Source organism: Flavobacteriales bacterium (genome assembly GCA_020635395.1).
In the GTDB taxonomy this organism is placed as follows: domain Bacteria; phylum Bacteroidota; class Bacteroidia; order NS11-12g; family UBA9320; genus UBA987.
In genome coordinates this window covers 1,078,480-1,102,995 of record JACJZV010000001.1, presented here as the reverse complement: position 1 = coordinate 1,102,995, position 24,516 = coordinate 1,078,480, and the positions used below count along the sequence as shown (strand labels likewise).

General features: G+C 39.0%; 21 protein-coding genes. 14 read left to right on the top strand and 7 right to left on the bottom strand.

Annotated features, from left to right (window positions below; genetic code table 11):
• Positions 1-14 precede the first annotated feature (14 nt).
• Both H6607_04680 and purB read right to left on the bottom strand, forming a co-directional pair.
• Complete coding sequence (locus tag H6607_04680) at positions 15-383, bottom strand: CoA-binding protein (protein ID MCB9261650.1); 369 nt, start codon at positions 381-383, stop codon at positions 15-17.
• A complete protein-coding gene (purB, locus tag H6607_04675; protein MCB9261649.1) occupies positions 383-1,726 on the bottom strand; it encodes an adenylosuccinate lyase in 1,344 nt (447 codons plus the stop codon). Before purB ends, H6607_04680 begins: the two co-directional genes overlap by 1 nt.
• Positions 1,727-1,877: 151 nt before the next feature.
• On the opposite strand from purB, the gene H6607_04670 reads away from it, so the two are divergent.
• The 7 genes from H6607_04670 (at position 1,878) to H6607_04640 (ending at position 9,163) form a co-directional block, all read left to right on the top strand.
• Entirely contained in the window at positions 1,878-3,437 is a 1,560-nt protein-coding gene (locus H6607_04670) for an endonuclease (protein MCB9261648.1), read from the top strand.
• A 48-nt stretch (positions 3,438-3,485) separates the two neighbouring features.
• Positions 3,486-5,246, top strand: a complete 1,761-nt coding sequence (sppA, locus tag H6607_04665) for a signal peptide peptidase SppA (GenBank protein MCB9261647.1) — start codon at positions 3,486-3,488, stop codon at positions 5,244-5,246.
• 240 nt (positions 5,247-5,486) lie between these two features.
• Positions 5,487-6,038 (top strand): RNA 2'-phosphotransferase, encoded by a 552-nt coding sequence (locus tag H6607_04660; protein ID MCB9261646.1) that lies wholly within the window; start codon positions 5,487-5,489, stop codon positions 6,036-6,038.
• A gap of 118 nt (positions 6,039-6,156) precedes the next feature.
• Positions 6,157-7,269 (top strand): glycosyltransferase, encoded by a 1,113-nt coding sequence (locus tag H6607_04655; GenBank protein MCB9261645.1) that lies wholly within the window; start codon positions 6,157-6,159, stop codon positions 7,267-7,269.
• Positions 7,257-7,883, top strand: a complete 627-nt coding sequence (rsmG, locus tag H6607_04650; protein MCB9261644.1) for a 16S rRNA (guanine(527)-N(7))-methyltransferase RsmG — start codon at positions 7,257-7,259, stop codon at positions 7,881-7,883. Before H6607_04655 ends, rsmG begins: the two co-directional genes overlap by 13 nt.
• Positions 7,884-7,939: 56 nt before the next feature.
• Positions 7,940-8,545, top strand: a complete 606-nt coding sequence (locus H6607_04645) for a Uma2 family endonuclease (GenBank protein ID MCB9261643.1) — start codon at positions 7,940-7,942, stop codon at positions 8,543-8,545.
• A gap of 45 nt (positions 8,546-8,590) precedes the next feature.
• On the top strand, positions 8,591-9,163 hold the full coding sequence (locus H6607_04640) for a Uma2 family endonuclease (protein ID MCB9261642.1): 573 nt from the start codon (positions 8,591-8,593) through the stop codon (positions 9,161-9,163).
• 9 nt (positions 9,164-9,172) lie between these two features.
• Here H6607_04640 and H6607_04635 read toward each other — a convergent pair whose 3' ends face one another.
• The 3 genes from H6607_04635 to H6607_04625 are packed head-to-tail and all read right to left on the bottom strand — an operon-like array spanning position 9,173 to position 12,894.
• Entirely contained in the window at positions 9,173-10,942 is a 1,770-nt protein-coding gene (locus tag H6607_04635; protein ID MCB9261641.1) for an ABC transporter ATP-binding protein, read from the bottom strand.
• Complete coding sequence (truA, locus tag H6607_04630) at positions 10,920-11,696, bottom strand: tRNA pseudouridine(38-40) synthase TruA (GenBank protein MCB9261640.1); 777 nt, start codon at positions 11,694-11,696, stop codon at positions 10,920-10,922. The genes H6607_04635 and truA overlap by 23 nt, the downstream gene beginning before the upstream one ends.
• A gap of 1 nt (position 11,697) precedes the next feature.
• Positions 11,698-12,894 (bottom strand): acetyl-CoA C-acyltransferase, encoded by a 1,197-nt coding sequence (locus tag H6607_04625; GenBank protein ID MCB9261639.1) that lies wholly within the window; start codon positions 12,892-12,894, stop codon positions 11,698-11,700.
• A gap of 119 nt (positions 12,895-13,013) precedes the next feature.
• Between H6607_04625 and H6607_04620 the strand changes: the two genes are divergently transcribed.
• From H6607_04620 to H6607_04600, 5 genes are all read left to right on the top strand, one after another.
• Positions 13,014-13,490, top strand: a complete 477-nt coding sequence (locus tag H6607_04620; protein MCB9261638.1) for a DUF4293 domain-containing protein — start codon at positions 13,014-13,016, stop codon at positions 13,488-13,490.
• Positions 13,490-15,142, top strand: coding sequence for an ABC transporter ATP-binding protein (locus tag H6607_04615; GenBank protein MCB9261637.1), 1,653 nt, complete (start codon positions 13,490-13,492; stop codon positions 15,140-15,142). Before H6607_04620 ends, H6607_04615 begins: the two co-directional genes overlap by 1 nt.
• 242 nt (positions 15,143-15,384) lie before the next feature.
• A complete protein-coding gene (gene rnr / locus H6607_04610; protein ID MCB9261636.1) occupies positions 15,385-17,517 on the top strand; it encodes a ribonuclease R in 2,133 nt (710 codons plus the stop codon).
• Positions 17,517-18,491, top strand: a complete 975-nt coding sequence (locus H6607_04605) for a polyprenyl synthetase family protein (GenBank protein MCB9261635.1) — start codon at positions 17,517-17,519, stop codon at positions 18,489-18,491. Before rnr ends, H6607_04605 begins: the two co-directional genes overlap by 1 nt.
• Complete coding sequence (locus H6607_04600) at positions 18,492-19,406, top strand: lipoate--protein ligase family protein (GenBank protein ID MCB9261634.1); 915 nt, start codon at positions 18,492-18,494, stop codon at positions 19,404-19,406.
• On the opposite strand, the gene H6607_04595 is transcribed toward H6607_04600, so the two are convergent.
• Positions 19,403-20,221 (bottom strand): hypothetical protein, encoded by an 819-nt coding sequence (locus H6607_04595; protein MCB9261633.1) that lies wholly within the window; start codon positions 20,219-20,221, stop codon positions 19,403-19,405. The two genes, H6607_04600 and H6607_04595, sit on opposite strands and share 4 nt — an antisense overlap.
• A gap of 65 nt (positions 20,222-20,286) precedes the next feature.
• On the opposite strand from H6607_04595, the gene nth reads away from it, so the two are divergent.
• Complete coding sequence (gene nth / locus H6607_04590) at positions 20,287-20,910, top strand: endonuclease III (protein ID MCB9261632.1); 624 nt, start codon at positions 20,287-20,289, stop codon at positions 20,908-20,910.
• 79 nt (positions 20,911-20,989) lie between these two features.
• On the opposite strand, the gene H6607_04585 is transcribed toward nth, so the two are convergent.
• Positions 20,990-22,051 carry a cytochrome-c peroxidase gene (locus H6607_04585; protein ID MCB9261631.1) on the bottom strand — a complete coding sequence of 354 codons (1,062 nt, stop codon included), beginning with the start codon at positions 22,049-22,051 and terminating at the stop codon, positions 20,990-20,992.
• Positions 22,052-22,191: 140 nt separating this feature from the next.
• Here H6607_04585 and H6607_04580 point away from each other — a divergent pair, with 140 nt between their 5' ends.
• A complete protein-coding gene (locus H6607_04580) occupies positions 22,192-24,513 on the top strand; it encodes a carboxypeptidase regulatory-like domain-containing protein (protein ID MCB9261630.1) in 2,322 nt (773 codons plus the stop codon).
• Positions 24,514-24,516: the final 3 nt, after the last annotated feature.

The window sequence follows — 24,516 nt, the reverse complement described above, 5'->3', positions numbered from 1 at the left end:
TATCGGGGCTAACCTCAATAATTTCCCAAATTTAGCATAACCAACGTACATGCTTCCAATGTTTCAATGCCATTTTTTTGAAGCAACTTTATTAATTCATCGTTTTCGGTGCCTGGATTAAAAACTACTCTTTTGGGTTGAAGAGCAATTAAATACTGATAATACTCCTTTTGGTTTTGCGGCCCTAAATAGAGGGTAACGGTGTGAATATCGTCAAAGAATTGAGCTTTTGTTTCAATGTTTTGTCCGGCCACAACACCTGTGCGTTTTCCCAACTGAACGATTTCGTATCCTTTTGATTTTAAAAGATTTGCCGCCCGAAAAGCGTATCGTTCCGGGTTTGGACTTGCACCTAACACCAAGGTTTTTTTATCCGATTTCATCACATTCCAGTATAGTTAAACGGACTTATCCGTTTCATTTCCTCTTTTATTTCGTTCGAAATTTCCAGAGTATCAATAAATTGGTGGATTGCCTTTTGATCAATTTTCGAGTTGGTTCTTGTCAATCCTTTTAAGGTTTCATAAGGTTTTGGGTAGCCTTCTCTTCGCAAAATGGTTTGTATGGCCTCTGCCACCACCGCCCAGTTTTCGTCCAAATCCTGTTTTATTTTAGCTTCGTTGAGCAGCAATTTACTCATGCCTTTTTGGATGCTTTGAAATGCAATGACCATGTGCCCCAATGGCACGCCAACATTTCTCAAAACAGTGCTGTCGGTAAGGTCGCGTTGCAATCGGCTAATGGGTAGTTTCTCTGACAAATGATTTAAAACGGCATTGGCCATACCCAAATTTCCTTCGGCATTTTCAAAATCAATCGGGTTTACTTTATGTGGCATTGCCGATGAGCCAACTTCGTTGCCCACAATGCGTTGTTTGAAATATTCCATGCTGATATACGTCCATATATCCCGACAAAAGTCAATCAGAATGGTGTTTATGCGACGAAGACAATCAAACTTAGCCGCCAAATTGTCGTAATGCTCAATTTGGGTGGTAGGCTCACTGCGTTGCAAACCCAGTTTTTCAACAAAATCGTTTGCAAAATCAGCCCATGAAAGCTCCGGATAGGCCACGAAGTGTGCATTGAAATTTCCGGTGGCACCCCCAAATTTGCCAGGCCATTTCAACTCGTTAAATTGCCTAATCTGCTCATTCAATCGAGCCACGAATACGGCAAATTCTTTCCCCAAACGAGTTGGAGATGCAGGCTGGCCGTGGGTTTTGGCCAACATGGGTATCTCTTTATATTCGTTTACCTTTTCAGTTAAGGTTTGCACCACTTCAGCCAATTGTTTCATCACCACTTGTTGACAGGCAATGTTGAGTGAATATGGAATAGCTGTGTTGTTTATATCCTGAGAGGTAAGTCCGAAATGGACAAATTCTTCCAAATCGGTCAAATTCAATTCAGCCAATTTACCTTTCACGAAGTATTCAACCGCCTTTACGTCGTGGTTGGTGGTTTTCTCCGTTTCTTTAATAACAAGAGCGTCTGCCTCGCTAAAGTTTTCAACCATTTTTCTAAGATTAACCTGCACATCCGCATTCAACAACGGAGAAAGTTTGGCAATGCCTCCTTTGGAAAGAGCGATGAGGTACTCCACCTCCACCAACACGCGGTATTTTATCAATCCAAACTCCGACATGTACTCGGCCAACGCCTTTGTTTTCGACCGATAGCGTCCGTCTATCGGACTAATTGCATTCAACTCGTTTAATTGCATGGGGCAATATTAGTTTTTTCGAGGCTTAATTGCTAAGCGAACCCTTATGACCTTGTTTGCCGAAATGAAAGTAAAGGAATACTGAGTTTCTTTGACACAACACTTTAAGCTCTTAATGCCTTAATGGTGCAAAAAATCCTACCTTTGAAACATGAAAAAATACACCTTATTTCTTTCGTTGATAGGGTTTTATGCCTTTGCTTTCGGGCAAATCTCAGTATCAACAACAAGTCTTGTGTTTGATGAAACCTTTACCAAAGATTCTACCGAAAAAACGGTATTAATAACTAATCATTTTAGCGTTTATGTTGATCTTGAGGTGGGCATTTATCAAAGTGATTTTTCTGTTAATGAAAGCACCTTTAGTCTTGCACCAAATAATTCTAAAACGATAACCGTAAAATTTAAACCCCGCCACAACATTAATTACAACACCGAATTGGTTATTTACGAAACTTCAAAAGTGCAGGTGTTTGGTGGCTTGGCGGTTGATGTTCGTGGCACCGGAAAATATGCCGACACCTATTATTCGTCCACGCAGAATTTGTTTGAAGAAGATTTGAAACAAGAGTTAAAATCCATTTTAGCAAAAAATTACACCAATCTGGGCTACAATGGTGCTCGAGATGTAATGTACGGAAACATCGACAATCATGGTGGCCAAGTAGAATGTATCTATACCGGAAGAAAAGCCACTTTTAATACAAGAAGCGGTGCCACTTCCAATAATTTCAACTGCGAACACACTTGGCCTCAAAGTTTGTTTAATCAAACTGAACCGGAACGTGCCGATATTCATCATCTATTTCCGACCGATGAAACTGCCAATGGAAAAAGAGGAAATTACCCTTTTGCCGTGGTGGTAAACCCAAGTTGGACAGACGGAGGCAGCAAACAATCGGGTAGCATTTTTGAACCCCGTGATGCTCATAAAGGCGATGCCGCACGTGCCTTGTTTTATTTTGCCACCCGATACCAAAACTATAGTGGCTTCTTGACCGACCAGGAAACCCTTTTGCGTGAATGGGCAACCCGTTTTCCTCCGGCTCAAAACGCCATAGACCGTAACAATGCCGTTTTCGGTTATCAAAAAAATAGAAATCCATACATCGACCATCCTGAGTTTTTAGAACGAATCCACAGCATAAGCACCACATCAGTTGCTCCACAAATAACAGAAATGTCGATTAGTACAAACGATGAAATTATCATGGAAAACGCTAAAGGTAAAACGCTTACATACCAATTTTCCATAACCAACCTCGGCAATCAGAACATTACTTTTACGGCCATTACGCCCAGCAACAATCAAATAGCCGTTGATAATGGAAGTTTTGTAATTACTCCCGGAGAATCAAAAATTGTAACACTAACGTTTAATTTGGTTTCCGATTTTTTGGCGGCCAACCTGCATCTCAAAAATGACGCTCTGGATTTAAACATTCCTGTTAAACTATACGGTGCCGCAAACGTCTCCAATCTTTTGGAGTCAAACATGCAACTGGTTCAAAAAACAGGTAGCATTATGGTTAAAAATGCTCAGAAAGCACAGTTTAACCTGTATGACTTAACTGGCAGGGAATTATTTTTCACCGAAATTCAATCTGATTTCGCCGAAATAGCTCTCTCCATGCTTACAAAGGGTTTTTACTTTGTGCAAGTTGTTGACCTAAAAGGTAATTCGATTGTCAAAAAAATCTATCTTGAATAGAATTTAATCGACCGGCTTTTGGGGTCACAACGGATTTAAAACACTCAAATGAAACAATTCTTTAAATACGTTTTAGCCACCATTGTTGGTTCTATTATTTTAATGATCATCTTCTTTATGGTTTTTGCCGGAATTGTGGCAAGTTCTAGCAAAAAGAGCGTTGTGAAAGTGAAAGACCATACAGTTGTTAAACTTAAACTGAACTACTATATCAACGACCAAACCGATGAAAATCCTTTTGCAAAATTTACAGCCGGATTGGATGGAAATAAAACTTCTGCCCTAGGCTTGTATGATTTGCTTGAAACCATAGAACATGCCAAAAATGACAAAAAGGTGGATGGTTTGTTTCTTGATTTATCATCGGTTGTGGCCGGATACGGCAAATTGGGTGAACTCCGTGAAGCTTTGAATGACTTTAAAACCTCCGGTAAATTTATATATGCCTACGGCGAAATATTTTATAATAATTCCTATTACATAGCCTCGGTGGCCGACAAGGTATATTTGAATCCATCCGGCACCATGATTTTTAATGGAATGGCAGCTGATGTAACTTTTGTGAAAGAAACATTGGCCAAATTGGGTGTTGAAATGCAGGCCGTTAAAAAAGGAAAATATAAGGGCTATGTCGAACCTTTTGTTTTGGACGAAATGAGTGCCGAAAACAGAAAACAAATAACCGAATATCTTAATTCTACCTACAACCACTTTTTAAGTCAAATATCTGCCTCAAGAGGTGTTTCGGTTGATGAGCTTAAAAACATTGCCGACTCCATAAGAGTAAGGACTCCTGAAGATGCCGTGCATTATAAAATGATTGATGCTACTGGATATAGAGACGAAGTGATGACTGCTCTTAAAACCCAAGTTGGTTTAAAAGAAGAGGAGAAACTCGAAATGTTGGAGGTGGGAAAATACCACTCAACCGTATCAGAAAAAAAATCAAAAACACAAGATAAAATAGCCATTATTTACGCAGATGGTAGCATCGTTTCCGGCAAAGGCTCGAGCGATGAAATAGGCAGCGACAAATTTGCCAAAGTTTTGAAAAAAGCCAGAGAAGATAAAAACGTTAAAGCCGTTGTTTTGCGGGTAAACAGCCCCGGCGGCAGTGCTATGGCCAGTGATGTTATTTGGCGTGAGACAAAATTGCTGCGAGATGCAAAGCCCCTTATTGTTTCTATGGGCGATGTGGCTGCCAGCGGCGGATATTTTATTAGCTGCAACGCCGACAGTATTTTGGCCATGCCCGGCACCCTTACAGGTTCTATTGGCGTATTTGGTATGTACCCCAATGCTCAAAAATTGTGGGATAAACTCGGTTTAAAATCAGAAGTGGTAAAAACATCTGACATGGCTGATTTTGGACGTATCGACCGACCTTTGACCAACGCCGAGAGACTTATTTTAGAACAAAACGTTGATAAAATTTATACTGATTTCTTAACCCGCGTTTCTGAAGGTAGAAAATTAGAAAGAACACATCTTGACACGATTGCTGAAGGCCGAGTTTGGACCGGAGATATGGCAAAAGGCATTGGCTTGATTGATGAATTTGGCGGAATTGAAAAAGCCATTGCCATTGCTGCCTACAAAGCTCATCTAAAAGAGTATAAGGTTACCACCTATCCAAAATCAGACAATCCTTTCGGGCAATTTATGGAAGCATTTGGAGCCGCATCTGTAAAGGAAAATCTGGTAAAAGAAGAGTTGGGCGATTATTACGGTGTTTATCAGCAACTTAAAGATTTAAAAAGCATGAACGGCATACAGGCTGTGATGCCTTACATGCTTGAGATAAGATAATTTTGACTTTACCTATCCAAAATCTCTTGTGTCGGACTGGTTATTAAAAACCAGTGCAAGCTTGATAAAGATTTTGCTTCAAAAACGAGTAACATAAATATCTGCCTAATTCCAGAACGCAATACCTTTGTTTAACTTTGCATTGCTGAAAAGCAAGACGACTGCACGAACGAAATTTTGGAAATAAACAGAGCAGTAAAGTTGGTTTTGTAAGCTGGTGTCATTGCAACTTGATAGAATATGATTAGCGAAAAACAATTGGTGCATATCAGTAAGTTTTTGAGTATGGTTTTGAGACACCAGCCAGAAACTATTGGAATCCAGCTTGACCAAAATGGTTGGGCCAATGTTGCCGAATTGATAGAAAAATCGAACAAAAGTGGCATACAGTTCGACAGAGACATACTCAATCACATTGTTGCTACAAATTCTAAAAAAAGATTTGCTTTTAACGAAACACTTGAAAAAATTCGGGCAAGTCAAGGTCATTCAGTAGGAATAGAGTTAGGTTACATAAACCAAAAACCACCCGAAATTTTGTATCACGGAACCGGTGAAAAATCAGTTCCCTCCATTTTAAATATGGGACTTGAAAAACGAAACAGACAACATGTTCATTTAAGCGTTAGCCTGGAAACGGCTATACAGGTTGGGCAAAGACACGGTAAACCATTTGTATTTAAAGTACTTGCTGAACAAATGTTTTACGACAATTTTCAGTTTTTCATTTCAGAAAATGGTGTTTGGCTTACCGACCATGTACCTACAAAATACTTAATACCAAGTAACTAAAAAATAAACAGCAGATAATATTGAAGCCAAAACATATATCTCATTTCGGCTCTTATCTGTTCAAAACAAGTTGAAAACCAACTGTAGTTTTTAAGCACCTTTGCGGTAATCTTTTTACATGAATTTAGCAATAATTCTAATCGCAGTTTTTGGATTGTTTGCCTTAGTGCAGTTGTATTATTATTTGGCAATTTTTACCAAAATATCAAAAGCTCCGACAAATTTACTCACCAATCGAGAAGGTGTTTCGGTTATTATTTGCAGCCGAAACAATCGTCAAGGTTTGGAAGATAATCTACCGCTCATTCTGTCGCAAAACCATCCAAATTTTGAAGTTATTGTTGTCAATGATGGTAGCACCGACGGTACCATCGATTTTTTAGATTTACTCGCCCAAGAAAACGAAAAACTAAAGGTGTTGCACCTCGACATTGACGAGCGTTTTCATCGAGGCAAAAAATTTGCTCAAACCATTGGCATTAAAGCGGCAAAACACGAACAACTTATTTTTACTGATTCTGATTGTCAACCTGCCTCCACTATGTGGCTTCAAATTATGTGTAATCATTTTTCAGAAAGTCATCATATTGTGTTGGGTGTGGGTCAATACGAACAAAAAAGAAACCTCTTAAACTGGCTCACACAGTTGGACACTTTCCACACACACCTGCTGTTTTTAAATTTTTCAATCGCTAAAAAAACATATATGGGTGTTGGCAGAAATTTGGCATACAAACGTTCGCTTTTCTTTAGTGTAAAGGGCTTTGCCAGTCATCAACACCTTTTATCAGGCGATGACGACTTGTTTGTAAACGAAACAGCAACCGCCCAGAATGTTTCTGTGTGCATAGAGCCCGAGGCAAAAACTATTTCAAAACCCCATGAAAAATGGAGTCATTGGATCTATCAAAAAAGAAGGCACTACAGCACCGGAAAACTGTATAAACCTGCACACAAATTCATGCTCGGACTGTATTCCATAAGCCTTTTTATGTTTTATGTCACATTTGTTCTATCACTTGTGTTGTTTCCAACCTATTGGCTACCCATTCTTGGTATTTTTATATTGCGATTTATAGTTCAGGCCATAGTATTGTTGAAAAATATGCAAATTTTGGGTTATAAACCTTATTTCTTTGGTTACCCGTTATTTGATTTTGGGATACTCTTCATTCAAATTTTTATTGGAATCCGCGGATATTTTTCAAAACCCTTGCGATGGAACAGTTAGTAGAGCTGTTTCCAAACCTCAGCCTTCATCAACTGGATTTGTTCAATCGAGTCGAAAAACTATATGCAGATTGGAATGCCCAAATCAATGTTATTTCCCGAAAAGACATTGACCAATTTAAAACCCGACACTTGTTACATTCTTTGTCCATCGCCCTTTTTACCGAATTTAGGTCGGGCGGAAAAGTGTTGGATGTGGGTACAGGAGGTGGTTTTCCAGGCATTCCTTTAGCCATTTTGTTTCCTGAAGTGCATTTTACACTGGTTGATAGTATTGGCAAAAAAATTAAAGTTGTTCAGGCGGTTGCCAATGAATTGCAGTTGACCAACGTAACTGCAATAAATGGCCGAGCCGAGCAAATAAGCGGACAATTCGACTATGTAGTATCGCGAGCCGTTACACGTTTGCTCCCGTTTTTTGGTTGGGTAGATTCCAAAATTGATTTCAGCAGATTTAGTAACAGCGGTTTTTATGGGCTTAAAGGTGGAGATTTGACAGAAGAAATAGCCGAATTTCAGAAGAATTATCGCAAAAAACATATCAAACTGTTTAATCTAAACTCAAAACTGAAGGACGACTTTTTTGAAACAAAAAAACTCGTTTTTGTTGGGTAAATCTACTTTAATCAAAATTTGCATTCCACTTTCAGAATGGCTTATATTTGTTACCAATGAAAGTAGAAGAGCCAATAGCGAGCTACGGAATGCTTGATGAAAGCAAAGAATATACCTATGCCGAATATCTTACATGGAAATTTAAAGAAAGGGTAGAACTTATTCGAGGGAGAATAAAAAAAATGGCTCCCGCACCCAGTTTGAATCATCAAGATTCGCATCACAACACTCTCAAAATATTTGACACCTATTTTGAAAAAAAATCATGCCGAGTTTATTACGCCCCTGTCGATGTAGTGCTTTTTGTTTCATCAAAAGACAAAAAGTCAACAGTGGTTCAACCCGACATTTGCGTATTGTGTGATTTAGCAAAACGCGATAATCATGGAATTATTGGCACACCCGATTTGATTGTTGAGATACTCTCGCCCGGCAATACCAAATATGATTTAGACACTAAATTTCGGCTGTATGAAGAAGCAAAACTTCCTGAATATTGGATTATTAGCCCAATGGAACATACCATTTTGGTTTATACTTTGGTAGATGATGTTTTTATTGGTTCTAAAGTTTATACCGAGGGCGAAACGGCTGTTAGCAAACACTTTGCAGGGCTAAAAGTGGAGGTATCAAAGGTGTTTGAGGGAGTGCATACAAATTAAAATTTGTTACCAATGAAAGTAGAAGAACCCATAGCAAGCTACGGAATGCTTGATGAAAGCAAAGAATATACCTATGCCGAATATCTTACATGGAAATTTAAAGAACGGGTAGAACTTATTCGGGGGAGAATAAAAAAAATGTCCCCAGCTCCTAGTTGGATGCACCAAGATATAAATGCAAACACATTCACAGCTTTCAAAAAGCATTTTAGCAAGCACACTTGTAAAGTTTTTTTTTCTCCGATTGACGTGGTTTTAACCATATCTGAGAAAAAGAAAAATACCACAGTTGTTCAGCCTGATGTATGTATTTTGTGTGATTTGTCAAAACTCGATAACCACGGAATTGTTGGCACACCCGATTTGATTGTTGAGATACTTTCGCCCGGAAATACCAAACATGATTTAGACACTAAATTTCGGCTATATGAAGAAGCAAAACTTCCTGAATATTGGATTATAAGCCCAATGGAACGTACCATTTTGGTTTATACCTTGGTAGATGATGTTTTTATTGGTTCTAAAGTTTATACCGAGGGTGAAACGGCAGTTAGCAAACACTTTGCCGGGCTAAAAGTGGAGGTATCAAAGGTGTTTGAGGGAGTTTTATTTGAATAAAAACATGATTTAATAAAAGACCTCTTCCACCTGTTGATTTTTAAGCAACTCGAAATAAGCCCCTTCTTTTTCTACCAACTCATCATGCGAGCCACGCTCAACGACTTTACCTTTTTCCAACACCAAAATTTCATCGGCATTGCGTATGGTACTCAACCTATGAGCTATGACAATATTGGTACGGCCTTGCATCAATTTTGAAATGGCTTGTTGAATGAGTTGCTCTGTCTCACTATCAACCGAGGATGTGGCTTCGTCCAAAATCAATATTTTGGGGTCGAAAGCCAATGCACGGGCGAATGAAACCAACTGCCTCTGCCCAACAGATAATGAGCTACCCCGTTCCATAACATCATAATTATACCCTCCACTCAGATTTTTAATAAACGAATCGGCACCAATCTGGCGAGCTGCATCAAGCATTTTTTCCTCTGTTATTTTTGAATCTATCAACCGAATGTTGTTTGAAATACTGCCAGAAAATAAAAATACATCCTGCAATACAAATGCCACCTGACTTCGGAGCGAATCCAAATTCCAGACTTTTATATCCACCTCATCAATGGAAATTTTCCCTTCATTGTATTCATAAAATTTAGTCAGAAGCCTCACCAAAGTTGACTTACCAGATCCTGTTGCACCAACGATAGCCAATGTTTTTCCAGGTTTTACATCAAACGAAATTCCGTTGATGATTGGTTCATCAGAATTATAGGCAAAATGTACATCTTCAAATGTAACTTGGCCTTTTATTTCCGCAGTGTGATTTCCGCTTGTTTCAACAAAACTTTGGTCATCGATAAGCGTAAAGATACGTTCGCTGGCCACCATGCCCATTTGCATCGTGTTAAAACGGTCGGCAATCATTCGAATTGGCCTAAAAAACATATTCAAGTACAAGATAAACGATACCATTACCCCAGGAGTTATGGTGCCGCCAAGTGCATTTTTTGAACCATACCAAACCATCAAACCGATGCTGGTAGCCGTTATAATTTCAACAATCGGAAAAAAAATGGCATAATGAAAAACCGATTTAACATTGGCCTGCAAATGCAGCTTATTTATTTCCTTAAACTTCTCATATTCAACATTTTCTCGGTTAAAAATTTGCACCACACTCATTCCGGTTATATGCTCCTGAACAAAAGCATTGAGCCTTGCTACCTGCGTTCTTACCTGCTGAAATGCGGTTTTTACTCCTTTTCGAAACCAATTAGAAGCCCAAATGAGGAAGGGCAAAACAGATAAACAAATCAAACTTAGTTTCCAATCAGTATAAAACATAATGCTGGTTATTACTACCAATTGAAGCATATCTCCTGAAATGGTAATAATTCCCTGCGAGAAAATATCAGCAATTGTCTCAATATCGCTCACGCATCTCGTAACCATGGTTCCGATGGGTGTTTTGTCGTAAAATTTCACTTTGAGAGAGGTTAAATGGTTAAAAACTCGCTGCCTCAATGAGTTTATGACTTCTTGTCCTAACCAACTGGTGAGGTATGAATTAACGAACATCACTGCCGTTTGAGTCAGCAGCAAAATCACCAATAAAATAATCATTTGGTTGAGCCCGGTTTTATCACCCACGGCAATGTATTTATCCAATGTTCGCTGAATAAGCACCGGTTGTAGTGGCGAAAGCAAGGCCAATAAAATAGTGGTTGCCAATGCTGCAAAAGCATATTTTTTAAAGGGTTTGGCCAGCTTTACTATTCGCCAAAGCAACTGTAAATCAAAGGCATTTCCCGTTTTAGTATTTTGTGGTGTACTCAATTTTTTCTATTAATGTCCAAGTGTTTTTATCATATTCTACATTAGCCAAAAACAAACCATGGGCCGGAACTGATTGTCCTGCAAGTTTTCTATCGCCTGATGCCACTATTTCTTCAAACTGATTTGGGCTGATTTTGTTTTCACCCAAATCAAGCATAGTGCCAACAATAGCCCGCACCATATTTCGCAAAAAGCGGTCGGCCTTTATTTCAAAAATGAGCCGACTATCCTGTTTTGTCCATTCGGCTTTTTCTACCCTACAAATATTGGTAATATTGGACGAATGACTTTTGCAAAATGCTCCGAAATCAGTATTTTTTAGAAGCATTTCACCAGCAGTATTCATTTTGTACATATCCAATTCTCGACGAAAATAGAATGAATAATTCTTATCAAACACAGACTTAACCTGCTGAATATAATAAAAATAGGTTCTACTTTTGGCAGCAAAACGGACATTCACTTCTGTCGGAATTTCATACAGACTTTGCACTGAAATATCATGTGGCAGCAAGTTATTCAATCTGAATAAAAATTGGTCAAATGTTGGATTTTCTGCATCAAAATGGCATACAAAATGTGAAGCATGAACGCCAGTATCGGTTCTACCGCACCCCATTGTTGAGATGGGTTGCTGCAAAATTTTGCTCAATCTATCATTTAAAACCGTCTGAACCGTTAGTGCATTCTCCTGAATTTGCCAGCCGTGGTAGGCTGTTCCGTCATATTGAAGTTCTAAAGCAAATCGGGTCAAGTTATATTTTTTCGTAAATTATTGCTTTGCCTTGTCCTACGCCAACGCACATAGTTGCCAAACCATATTTCACATTTCGCTTCTGCATTTCGTGTAACAAGGTGGTACTTATGCGTGCTCCGCTGGCTCCAAGTGGGTGACCAATGGCAATGCTACCTCCGTTTACATTCACTTTTTCCATATCCAAGTGCATTTCGTTTGCACAGGCAATGGCTTGAGCGGCAAAAGCCTCGTTCAGTTCTATCAAATCCAAATCCTCCATTTTTAAGCCTGCACGTTGCAAGGCCTTTTGTGTGGCCGAAACAGGACCAATGCCCATTATATCAGGATGCACACCCGATGCCGCAACCGATACCACGCGAGCAATTGGTTTTAAATTCATACGTTTTACCGCTTCTTCCGAAGCCAATAAAAGCATAGCTGCACCGTCGTTGATGCCAGATGAGTTTCCGGCGGTAACGGTTCCATTTTTCCTAAATGCCGGACGCAACTCGGCCAATTTTTCCATGCTGCCAAGTCGTGGGTGTTCATCTTTATCAAAAATGATTGAATCTCCTTTTCGCTGAGCAATTTCAACCGGAGCAATCTCATTCTTAAATTTTCCAGATTTATGTGCTATGTCGTATTTCAGTTGGGTTTGATGCGAAAATTCATCCTGTTGCTCACGGCTTATCTTCCATCGTTCAGCCACATTTTCTGCTGTTTCACCCATGGCAAAAGGATGGTATGCCTCTGCCAATTTGGGATTGGTAAATCGCCAACCAATGGATGTATCGTAAATTTCCGGTGTTCGAGAAAAGGCAGATTCCGCCTTTGCCATCACAAATGGGGCTCGGGTCATGCTTTCTACACCTCCCGCCAAAAACAAATCACCATAACCCACCATAATGTTTTTTGCTGCATCGCCAATGGCTTGCAATCCACTGGCACAAAGCCGGTTAACCGTTATTCCCGGAACCTCTACGGGCAATCCGGCCATTAATGATGCCATTCTCGCCACATTTCTATTGTCTTCTCCAGCTTGATTGGCCGCTCCCATTATGACATCTTCTATTTGCGAAAAGTCAACGTTTGGGTTTCGTTGAACAATGCTTTTTATGACAATTGCCGCTAAATCGTCGGGGCGAACTGTGGCCAAAGTGCCACCAAACTTGCCAACCGCCGTGCGAACCGCATCGATTACATAAACTGATTTCATTCGGCAATATTAGGTTTTTAAGGTGAATATGGCAGGTGTTTATGTCTCTGACTATACACTATTTACAATTGAAAATTCTCCCCTTTGCTACTCAATATCAATCTGCTAACTTTGTCAGCATGATTCAACGCATTCAATCTTTGTATTTGTTGGTGGTGGCCGTAGTTGCCGCCATGTTGCTTTTGGCTGATATTGATTTTTATAAAGAAACGGGTAAAGTACGCCAAGAAACGGAGCTTATAACTGTTTCGGTTAATTACGTTCAAGCACATGTTAATCAAGAGGTTATAGAAAAAACATCCATTCTTAGTTATCTTATTGCGGCCATCGGATTTATTGCCTTGGCTGCCATATTTTTATTCAAAAACAGAAAACTTCAGCTACGTTTTGCACTAATTATCATGTCGCTTTGTGTGGCTGTTGGTATTTTTATGTATCGATATAGCTACGGCATTGGATACACCGAGTTTGAAACAAAAACAGAACTTTTAATGGGAGCATATTTTCCTTTAACGCTGTTAATTTTTGCCGCCATGGCCTATCGAGGCATTCAAAAAGATGAAAAATTGGTAAAGTCGCTGGATAGAATCAGGTAATGACTCATTTGATTGATGTTCAAAATCTTAACATTTATTTTGATTCAAACAATCAACCCATTCAGGTTGTCAAAAACTTTAACTTAACCCTGCAAACAGGCCAAATTGTTGGCATTGTAGGCGAATCCGGATCCGGCAAAAGCGTTAGCTTACTTAGCTTAACTCGGCTCATTGAAAATGCCCGATTGCAAAGTGATAAAATGTCATTTTTCGTCGAAAATGAAGAAATTGATTTATTGCACGCCAACCAGTCGCAGCTCAGAAAAATTAGGGGAAATCATATTTCCTATATTTTTCAAGAACCCATGACTGCTCTTCACCCACTTTTCACCTGCGGATTTCAAGTGGCAGAATCCATAATGCTACACCAGCATCTCGACAAAAATAAAGCTCTAAAAAAAGCCATTGAATTGTTTGATGAAATGAGGCTTCCCAATGCGGAGGCGGTGGCTCAAAGCTATCCTCACCAGCTTAGCGGCGGACAACGGCAGCGGGTAATGATTGCCCTTGCCTTGGCCAACAATCCGGATGTGGTGGTGGCAGATGAACCAACAACCGCGTTGGATAGCATTTTGCAAAAAGATATTACCGAAAAAATGGTGATGAGCTGCAAGCAGCGGCAGACGGGTTTGGTGCTTATTTCGCATGATATTAAATTAATTCAGGAATACACCGACCATTTAATTGTGATGTATAAAGGCAGCATGGTGGAACAGGGTAAAACCGCTGATGTAGTGCAAAATCCGCAGAGCATTTACACCCAAAGCCTACTGCAATGTCAACCAAATCTCTCAAAAAAATCGCAGGTATTGCCAACCATTCATGAATTAGCCAATTATGATGGCAACTCTTTTATTCCAAAATCGTTTGTCAATACACTTTTTGAATTTAAACCTATTGAAAATGAAGCCTATATAAGTATTAGTAATCTAAACAAAACTTTTAGGAATAAAAACAGGACTATTCAGGCACTTGCCAATATCAACTTCGATATTTTTAAAGGAGAAACCTTAGGACTAATAGGCGAATCGGGTTGTGGCAAAAGCACGCTCAGCAAAATAATCATTGGGCTTTTACAGGCCGATTCTGGCGAAATATTGTTTTCAGGAAAACCTGCTTATAAACAACGGAAGGAATTTGCAAAAAAAGTACAGATGATTTTTCAAGACCCATATAGTTCCTTAAATCCATCCATGAAAGTGGGCAAAATCATTGGTGAGGTTTTGAGCGTTCATGGCATAACAGACACCAAGTCAGAAACCAAGTTAAAAGTAGAACAACTGTTAATTGAAGTGGGGTTAAAACCCTCTGATTATGACAAATATCCGCACGAATTTTCTGGTGGACAGCGACAACGGATAAGCATTGCCAGAGCTTTGGCAGTGGAGCCAGACTTGATTATTTGCGACGAATCGGTTTCGGCTTTGGATGTTTCCGTTCAAGCTCAAATTCTAAATCTTTTCAATCAATTAAAAGCCACCCGACAGCTTACCTACTTATTTATTTCGCACGATTTAAACGTGGTGAGCTATATCTGCGACCGCATCTTGGTAATGCAAAATGGCGAAATTGTGGAACAAGGAAGTGCTGAAAAAATTGTTACCAATCCCGAAAATAGCTATACCAAAGTTTTGTTGAGTGGTGTTAGATAGCTCAATCTCACAGAGTTATTTTCTAAGGTCTTTGTTCCAAGTATCATGATCTAAAATAAGCCACCCAAACATTATGAATTATACCATGTTAAAAAAAAGAAGTCCAAAACGATTTTGGCAGGGGAAGATTTGGAAATATAGTTAATCCGAAATTTTCAAATAAAAGCATTGACTAAATTTAACACAGAAATCACATCACTTTTCAAGAAACAAAGGTATCAAAACCCTACTTTTGCATTGATTTGAAAAAGAAGAAAAAAACTAAATCCGGCGGAGGAAATAAACTTCCGAAGCTATATCAGCAAGTGCTGGATTTTTTTAGAACCAACCCCCGTAAAGCGTTTAATTACAAGCAAATAGCCTTTCAGTTGGGTGTCACATCTACCCTGCAACGCAATGAACTTATATCAATCTTGCACTTGATGGAGCGTGAAGATATTGTGGACGAAGTGGAGCAGGGCAAGTTTAAATACATGCCCGATTTCAGCTTTTTTACCGGAAAGGTTGAAATGACCCAACGAGGTGCAGCCTTTGTTTTGGTTGATGAGTTGGACGAAGACATACGGGTGAGTAAATCATTGACCGGAATGGCTTTGGATAGTGATACTGTTACAGTAGAACTAATAAGTCAGAAAAAAGGAAAACGGCTTGAAGGCCGAATTATAGAGGTGATTGAACGTGCCAGAACCGAGTATGTGGGAACGGTTCAAAAAATGAAAAACTTTGCCTTTGTAATACCCGATAACAGTCGGATTCACGTTGATTTTTTTATTCCAAAAGGTGAACTAAAAAAGGCAAAAGACGGAGACAAGGTCTTGGTGGAAATGACCGATTGGCCTGTTGGAACACCAAACCCTTATGGTAGGATATTAAAAGTGCTTGGCAAAGCCGGAGAGCATGAAACGGAGATGCACGCTATTATTGCGGAGTTCGGCTTTAAAACAGAGTTTCCGCCGCAAGTAGAAGCCGATGCCAACGCCTATCCAGACAAAATATCGGAAAAAGAAATTGCCGCACGACGAGATTTTCGCAAGACACTTACCTTTACTATTGACCCCATTGATGCGAAAGATTTTGATGATGCCATTTCTATGAAAAAATTAGACAACGGAAACTGGGAAATTGGCGTACATATTGCCGATGTTAGCCACTACGTTCGTCCGGGGTCGGCACTTGATGATGAGGCATTTGAGCGTGCCACATCGGTCTATTTGGTTGACAGAACCATACCTATGTTGCCCGAACATTTATCCAACAATTTATGCTCGCTTAAACCAAATGTGGATAGACTTGCTTTCTCGGTGGTGTTTGAAATGAATTTGAAAGCCGAAGTGAAAAACTACTGGATTGGCAAGAGCATTATTCACAGCGACAAACGATTTTCATACGAAGAGGCTCAGGAAGTGATAGAAGGAAAATCGGATACCCATAAAACGGAAGTTCAACTACTCAACGATTTGGCCTTAAAACTCCAGAAAAAACGATTTGCCAATGGTGCCATTTCGTTTGAAAGTGATGAGTATAGATTTGTTTTAGACGAAAACGGAAAGCCCCTTTCTGTGACTAAAAAAGTGCGAAAAGAAGCACATAAAATGATTGAAGATTTTATGCTGTTGGCCAATAAAACTGTGGCTCAACATGTGCATAACACCTACAAAAACAAACCACTTCCCTATCGTGTTCATGAGGCTCCAAACCTGGATAAAATGGCATTTTTCATTCAAACTGCTAAAAAATTTGGGTACGAAATAAAAACGCAAAGCCAACAAACCATCAGCGATTCTATCAATAAAATGGTGGAACAATCAGAAGGCAAAATGGAAGCAAATATTTTGCACCCCTTAGCTATTAGAAGCATGGAAAAAGCCTATTATACCACCAAAGAAACGTATCACTTCGGGTTGGCTTTCGACTACTATACCCATTTTACCAGCCCAATTCGCCGATATCCGGATTTGATGGTGCATCGGTTGCTGTTTGACTATCAGCATGGAATATTTAACCAAAATTCGGCAGAAATAGAAAAAGCTTGTGGCCAAAGCAGCAAAATGGAACAGCGGGCTGCACAAGCGGAACGAGCCAGCAGCAAATACAAACAAATTGAGTATTTGAGTGATTTTGTCGGTCAGGAGTTTGAAGGAATCATTTCTGGGGTAACCGAATGGGGCATTTTTGTAGAACTCACTGATAATCATTGTGAAGGAATGATAAGAATAAGTGACATGAAAGGTGATTTATTTGAATTTTATGAAAAAGATTTGTGCGTGGTTGGACGAAGAACAGGCAAAAAATACAACTTTGGAGACACCGTTCATGTTCGCATAAAAAAGACCAATTTGAATAAAAGAACAGCCGATTTTGTTTTTGTTGATTGATGAAAAACTACAAAGAGCTACTTCAGATATATCTGGATTATCAACGAGAAAATCCCTTTGAGGGAATGCCAGACGAGCTTTACACACCTGCCAATTACATTCTTGAACTTGGTGGAAAAAGAATTCGCCCCATATTGGTGTTGTTGGCTTACCAATTGTTTGAAAAGAATGTAGTTAAAGCTCTTCCATTGGCTCATGCCGTTGAGGTTTTTCACAACTTTACTTTAATGCATGACGACATTATGGATAATGCAGATGTGAGAAGAGGAAAGCCTACCGTTCATAAAAAATGGAATCAAAACGTGGCTATTCTAAGCGGTGATGTAATGTTGGTAAAGGCCTATCAATTGCTGGAGCAACTCGAGACTTCTTCCGAAATTAAAATGCTACTTATGTCGGAATTTGGCAAAATGGCGGAAGAAGTATGCGTTGGTCAACAAATGGACATGAATTTTGAAACGGCAGGCATCGTTTCTGAAGAAGAATATATAGAAATGATTCGCCTAAAAACAGCGGTTTTATTGGCCTTTTCTTTAAAAGCCGGAGCTATTTTGGCAGGAGCCAGCATCGGCGAAGGCAATTTGCTCTACGAATTCGGTATCCATACCGGCTTAGGTTTTCAGGTTATGGATGACTATCTTGACACCTTTGGAAATGCGGAAACCTTTGGAAAAAAAATTGGCGGAGATATTCTTGAAAATAAAAAAACGTTGTTGTGGATAGCGGCCAACAGGATGGCTCAAAACAATCAATTGGCCGAATTAAGAGAGTGGTATTCTTCTAACGAAATATCCGAAGAAAAAATTAAAAACGTAACCGCTCTATTTAAAACACTTGGTGTAGATAAATTTGCCGAAGATAAAATGAACCATTATTTTGATAAAGCGGAAAATCAAATTAAGCAACTCACTCATTTAGAAGGCATTACTCCACTTATGGAACTAACTAAAATGCTTCAAACCAGAACCCAATAAATGGCCGTTTTTATTTCGCATCATAGTAAAAATCCATTTTTCAATTTGGCGGCTGAAGAGTATTTTCTGCATCAATTGGAGGACGATGTGGTGTTTTTGTATGAAAATGAAAATGCCGTTGTGTTGGGCAAACATCAAAATGCTTTTGACGAATGTAACATAACTTTTTGCGAAGCCAATAACATACACATTATCAGAAGATTAAGCGGAGGTGGAACGGTTTTTCATGGATCAGGAAATCTCAACTTTTGTTTTATAAAAAATGGTGAGCATGCCGATAAACTTATCGATTTTAAAAAGCATTTAACACCAATAAATGAATTTTTGCATAGCCTTGAGGTTCGGTCAGAATTTAGTGGACGAAACGATTTGCTGGTTGACGGATTTAAAATTTCGGGCAATGCCGAACATGTTTTTTCAAAGAAAAAAAGGCTGATTCATCACGGTACATTGCTTTTTAATGCCGACTTAAAACGCCTAAATGCGGCCATTAAACCAAAGGAAAATATCGTTTTTAAAAGTCATGCCGTAAAATCGGTAAGGAGTAAGGTTGCCAACATTTCGGATTTTATGAAAAATGATTTGAGTTTTGAACAATTCAAATCTGCCTTGGCCGATTTTTTAATTTCACATTTTGAGTGTAAGGTGATAGAACTAACTGAAAATCAAATTCTTGAAATTGAAAATTTAATACAATCAAAATACCAAACCAGTGAATGGAATCTTCGATATTCGCCCAATTTTGAAGTTGTCTTGACTTTGCCAAATTCCGTTTTGGAATTAAAAGTAGAAAAAGGGCTTATACTCCACGCCAAGTTGGATGAACTTGAATTAATCGAACTAAAAGGGAAAAATTATGCCCAAGAAACACTATCAAATCGCTTTCCTGAAATTGATTTTTCGGTATTTTTTTAGATAGAAACTGTTAGGCTCAGTTTGCCAGCCAAAAAGTCGTAATGTTGAGTGTTTGGTAGGCTTAACTGTTTTCCGGCCACACCGGAAATTCTTAAAAAAACTGGGTAATATTCCGATAATTTTACCTCCATAAATGGTTCAATCGACAACTGTTGAGCTATATAAAAAGGTTGATTTTTCCAAGAATAACTCGCCTCGGAAGTATTTGTGGTTTGTTCGGATATGAGTTTTTCACCCTCATAATTTCGTACCACATTTCCTGAATTTTGGGTAATGATAAAACCATTTTTTGTGGGAAGGCCTATACCCAAATCAACCGCGGCTCCAACGCCAAAACGTTGGCTCAGAATCTGCTTAAAGCTGGCATTTGTGCCAAAGAAAACTAAATCTCTTTGACGAGTTAACCAAACGGATTGATAGCTCGAAGTTTCCTTTAATTGATTGTTATTTGGGTTTTTGATAGACTCAATGTTTTCTTCCTTTATTCCCCAAAAAACAGATTGTTTTTCGAATTGAGATACTACATTCAAACACAACTGAAATTCACTTTTAACATTTTTTGAAATGCGTGGTCTTAGTCCAAAACTAACAAAATAGGCATGTACTGGTTGCATTTTTTGTGAAAACTGAAATTTATCGAAGCCCGAAAAATCCAAATCACTGGCCACGGATAGCTGATTTATAGAATAATTTTCTGTTTGCAATTTGGTTTGGCGACTATACCCCATGCTCAGCGAATACATTGTTTTTTTGCTCTGCTGTGCAAAACAAAAAACCGTGATGACCATTCCAAAAAAGAACGAGATTATCCGCATTAGGGTTGAAACAATTATGTTTGAAACGTTAAAATCCAAATTTAATTATTGGATGTTGTTTTAAAATGAAGAAATCAGAAAAAGTAGATTTTATCCTGAAAAAACTGGACGAATTATACCCAAATCCGCCCATTCCTTTGCACCACAAAGATGCCTACACGCTTTTGGTGGCGGTACTGCTTTCGGCACAATGCACTGATGAACGGGTAAATAGGATTACACCATTACTTTTTGAAAAAGCCGATAATCCGCAGGACATGATTAAACTTTCGGTCGAAGAAATACAAGAAATTATTCGGCCATGCGGCTTATCGCCCATGAAATCAAAAGGTATTTTTGGATTAAGTAAAATGATTTTGGAGTTGCATGACGGTCATGTTCCAAGCAATTTTCATGATTTGGAAGCCATGCCTAGTGTGGGACACAAAACAGCTTCGGTTGTAATGGCACAAGCTTTTGGGGTACCCGCATTTCCTGTTGACACGCACATCCATCGACTGGCTCACAGGTGGGGCTTGAGCAGCGGTAAAAGTGTTGAGCAAACGGAAAAGGATTTAAAAAGACTTATACCAAAAGAACGGTGGAACAAAATCCATCTACAAATCATTTATTATGGGCGGGAACATTGTCCGGCCAGAAACCATGTGACGGAAGAATGTGTGATTTGTCGCACTGTTAATGGTTTATAGGAATATGTCCGTAGGAACACGCCTGTAGGAACACGCCTCGAGGCGTGTTCCTACAGGCGTGTTCCTACGTTCAAAACCATCAATTCGGGTCTGAATATTGCGGTTTTGTCATTAAAGTTGTATCCGAATATCTGTTTAGAAAATAAAGTAACGCTAATTTTTCCTGCTCTGTCATTCTTGATTTTGGTTTCCCGTTTAAACCAACATGCTTTGCAATATTCGGCGAAAGCGTTGGCGATTTTTGAAAACCTGTATCATAGAAATTAATAACCTCTAATAGAGTATTAAACCGACCATCGTGCATATATGGAGCTGTATATTTCACATTCAGAAGTGAGGGAACCTTAAATTTTCCTATGTCCTGAGGATTACCTGTTTGGGCAAATCTTCCGGGGTCTTTGGTTGGGTCGGCATTCAAGCCATTGTTTTCAAAACCGTAGGTAGTATTAAAAATGGTGGTGGTGTGGCAGTGAAAGCAGTCTCCTTTATTTTCATCAATAAACACCTCATATCCCAATTGTTCGGCTTTGGAGCGAGAGGCTGCTCCTTCATCGTTATAGAGCATTTTGGGGCTGTAAGCCACCAAACTTCTCATAAATTGAGCCATGGCTTTGGCTGTATTTTCAACCGTTATGGTAGAGTCACAAAAGGCCGCATAAAACATGGCTGGATATTTATCGCTTTGCTGAAGTTTTTTTATCGCTTTAAAAACGCTTTCGTGCATTTCTATTTCCGATTGTATTGGAAAAAGCATAACCTCCTCCAAAGAATTAGCTTTTCCATCCCAAAAAAACTCTTTTGCATATCCCTGATTAAAAATGGGCATGGCCTGACGGGTGCCTTCAAAACCATCAATTCCTTTGCTAAATTTCACATTGTCGGCAAATGCAAAACCCTGTTTGTGGCAGCTGGCACAAGCCTGCGTGTTGTCTCCCGAAAGCATTTTTTCGTAAAACAAGTGCCTACCAAGTTCAATACCTTCCTCGGTGGTTGGATTATCTGCGGGAATAGGCATAGGCGAAGCATAGCTGTAAAATTTGATATTAGTAGGTGTTCCACAAGTATTTTTGATAATCTTGTCATCAAATTCAGGATCTTTCTGGCATGCGGCCAACAATACTAAAAAAGAAACTGAGAGCATTATTGAAATTTTTCGTTTTCCAACCATTTTATGCCGTTTATAAATTGATAATCACAATTTTCAGTAAAGATAATAATTTGCCGATAATTGAAAACTCTTTAACCTATTATTGTGCAAAATTGTAAAGTACATCCAATATTTTGAATTTTAGAAAATTACTTTTTACGCTAATCATAACACACCTGTCCGTAGCATTGTTCGGTCAAACGGGCGAAATAAGAGGTTTTGTTTACGACAAAGTCAACCGTTCTCCAATTTACCCAGCGGCGGTGTACATTCATGGGGGCTTGGGGGGAGCATACACAGATGCCAATGGCTTTTATTCTATTACGGGCATAAGACCCGGAAAATACCAAGTATCGGCTATCTCAAACGGATACGACACCATGACCCAAACAATTGAAGTGACTTCAGGAACAGTAGTAAAAATAGATTTCTATATCAAACAGGTTCAAACTGTTTTGACAATTGCTACTGTAAATGTGGACAGAATAAAAGATACCACTAAAACAAAAATTGCAGAAATTACCATCACACAAAAACAGCTTACCTATATTCCTACGGTTGGCGGCGAGCCTGATTTGGTGCAGTATCTTCAGGTATTACCAGGTGTGGTGTTTAGCGGCGATCAAGGCGGACAATTGTATATAAGAGGTGGTTCTCCGGTAATGAATAAGGTACTGCTTGATGGAATGACTATCTACAACCCGTTTCATTCCATTGGTTTATTTTCTGTTTTTGATGCAGATATTATCCGAACCGCAGATGTTTATTCTGCCGGATTTTCATCTGAATATGGAGGCAGAATATCTGCCATTGTAGATGTAAAAACAAGAGATGGGGATAGAGCAGGATTAAAAGGAAAAGTAAATCTCAACACGTTTACCTCCAAAGTTTTGTTGGAAGGCCCTTTGAAAAATAAGAAGAGCGATAAAATTTCAAACGTTTCTTATGTGTTAAGCTACAAAAACAGCTATCTGAATAAAACTTCTAACTTGTTTTATAAGTATGTTGGCGATGGGCAACTCCCTTATTCTTTTGGAGATTTATACGGAAAATTGTCGTTCAACTCAAACTCCGGAAGTTATCTAAAACTCTTTTATTTTGATTTTAATGACTTGGTAGATTTTAAAAACACCACCAGCTATCAATGGAAATCAAATGGTTTTGGAGGCAAATTTTTAATGGTTCCTGAGGGTACAAAAACGGTAATTGACGGCTTTTTTGCCTATTCAGATTATAACATCGAGCAAAAAGAAACCGACTCTAAACCGAGAAGCTCGGGCGTAAACGGTTTTAACATGGGTTTAAATTTTGGCTATTTTTATCCTAAATCCAAACTCAGATACGGTATGGAAATCAATGGCTTCAAAACCTCGTTTCAGATATATAACGCCGCCAACCGCAGAATTACGCAAGATCAAAATACTACAGAACTTGCCACTTTTATCAATTTTGAATCCAAACCCTCCATCCGTTGGATTATTGAACCTGGAATAAGAGCCCAATTCTATGCATCATTGGGCAACACCAGCTTTGAGCCTCGTATAAGAGCAAAATATCTTTTAACACAACGATTGAGGATAAAATCTGCTGTGGGTCTTTATTCTCAAAACCTGATGAGTGCCAGCAGCGACCGTGATGTGGTAAATCTTTTTTACGGATTTTTGAGTGGCCCAGACGAACTTCCGGAATATGTGGGTAATAAAGATGTGACACACAGACTGCAAAAAGCCCGACATTTTGTGACTGGGTTTGAAGTGGATGTTGACAAAATTTCAACAGTAAATATTGAAGGATATGTAAAGGATTTTACACAAATAACCAACATCAACCGTGATAAAATATATGACGACAACCCCGAAAATGCCTCAAAACCTGTTTACCTTCGGTCGGATTATGTGGTGGAAACGGGGCTGGCTTATGGCTACGACATTACCTACAAAAGAGAAAAAAATGGTTTGTATTTGTGGTTGGTTTATTCATACAACAATGTTTCGAGATATGACGGCATAAGAACCTACAGCCCGCATTTCGATAGAAGACACAACGCAAACGTGGTAACCTCTTACGCCACCGGAAAAAACAAAGACATCGAAATAAATCTACGATGGAATTTTGGCAGCGGATTTCCGTTTACACTCACGCAGGGTTTCTACGAAAACCTTACATTTGGAAGCGGATTATCTCAAGATTATAGAACATCTAATGGCGATTTTACTGTGGTTTACGATGATATTAATCGTGGACGATTGCCCTACTACCATAGATTGGATGCAAGCGTAAAAAAGACCCATGTATTGAAAAAAGATGGAAAACCCTCTGATAGCAAAATGGAATTTATTGTAAGTTGCACCAATGTTTACAACCGAAAAAACATCTTTTATTTCGACCGTGTGCATTATCAACGTATCAATCAATTGCCCATTATGCCAAGTGTTTCGGCAAGTTATGTATTTTAGTTG

Coding starts and splice junctions, on each gene's coding strand:
- H6607_04680 (MCB9261650.1), bottom strand. CDS start 383: ATGAAATCGGATAAAAAAACCTTGGTGTTAGGTGCAAGTCCAAACCCG.
- purB (MCB9261649.1), bottom strand. CDS start 1,726: ATGCAATTAAACGAGTTGAATGCAATTAGTCCGATAGACGGACGCTAT.
- H6607_04670 (MCB9261648.1), top strand. CDS start 1,878: ATGAAAAAATACACCTTATTTCTTTCGTTGATAGGGTTTTATGCCTTT.
- sppA (MCB9261647.1), top strand. CDS start 3,486: ATGAAACAATTCTTTAAATACGTTTTAGCCACCATTGTTGGTTCTATT.
- H6607_04660 (MCB9261646.1), top strand. CDS start 5,487: ATGATTAGCGAAAAACAATTGGTGCATATCAGTAAGTTTTTGAGTATG.
- H6607_04655 (MCB9261645.1), top strand. CDS start 6,157: ATGAATTTAGCAATAATTCTAATCGCAGTTTTTGGATTGTTTGCCTTA.
- rsmG (MCB9261644.1), top strand. CDS start 7,257: ATGGAACAGTTAGTAGAGCTGTTTCCAAACCTCAGCCTTCATCAACTG.
- H6607_04645 (MCB9261643.1), top strand. CDS start 7,940: ATGAAAGTAGAAGAGCCAATAGCGAGCTACGGAATGCTTGATGAAAGC.
- H6607_04640 (MCB9261642.1), top strand. CDS start 8,591: ATGCTTGATGAAAGCAAAGAATATACCTATGCCGAATATCTTACATGG.
- H6607_04625 (MCB9261639.1), bottom strand. CDS start 12,894: ATGAAATCAGTTTATGTAATCGATGCGGTTCGCACGGCGGTTGGCAAG.
- H6607_04620 (MCB9261638.1), top strand. CDS start 13,014: ATGATTCAACGCATTCAATCTTTGTATTTGTTGGTGGTGGCCGTAGTT.
- H6607_04615 (MCB9261637.1), top strand. CDS start 13,490: ATGACTCATTTGATTGATGTTCAAAATCTTAACATTTATTTTGATTCA.
- H6607_04605 (MCB9261635.1), top strand. CDS start 17,517: ATGAAAAACTACAAAGAGCTACTTCAGATATATCTGGATTATCAACGA.
- H6607_04600 (MCB9261634.1), top strand. CDS start 18,492: ATGGCCGTTTTTATTTCGCATCATAGTAAAAATCCATTTTTCAATTTG.
- H6607_04595 (MCB9261633.1), bottom strand. CDS start 20,221: ATGCGGATAATCTCGTTCTTTTTTGGAATGGTCATCACGGTTTTTTGT.
- nth (MCB9261632.1), top strand. CDS start 20,287: ATGAAGAAATCAGAAAAAGTAGATTTTATCCTGAAAAAACTGGACGAA.
- H6607_04585 (MCB9261631.1), bottom strand. CDS start 22,051: ATGCTCTCAGTTTCTTTTTTAGTATTGTTGGCCGCATGCCAGAAAGAT.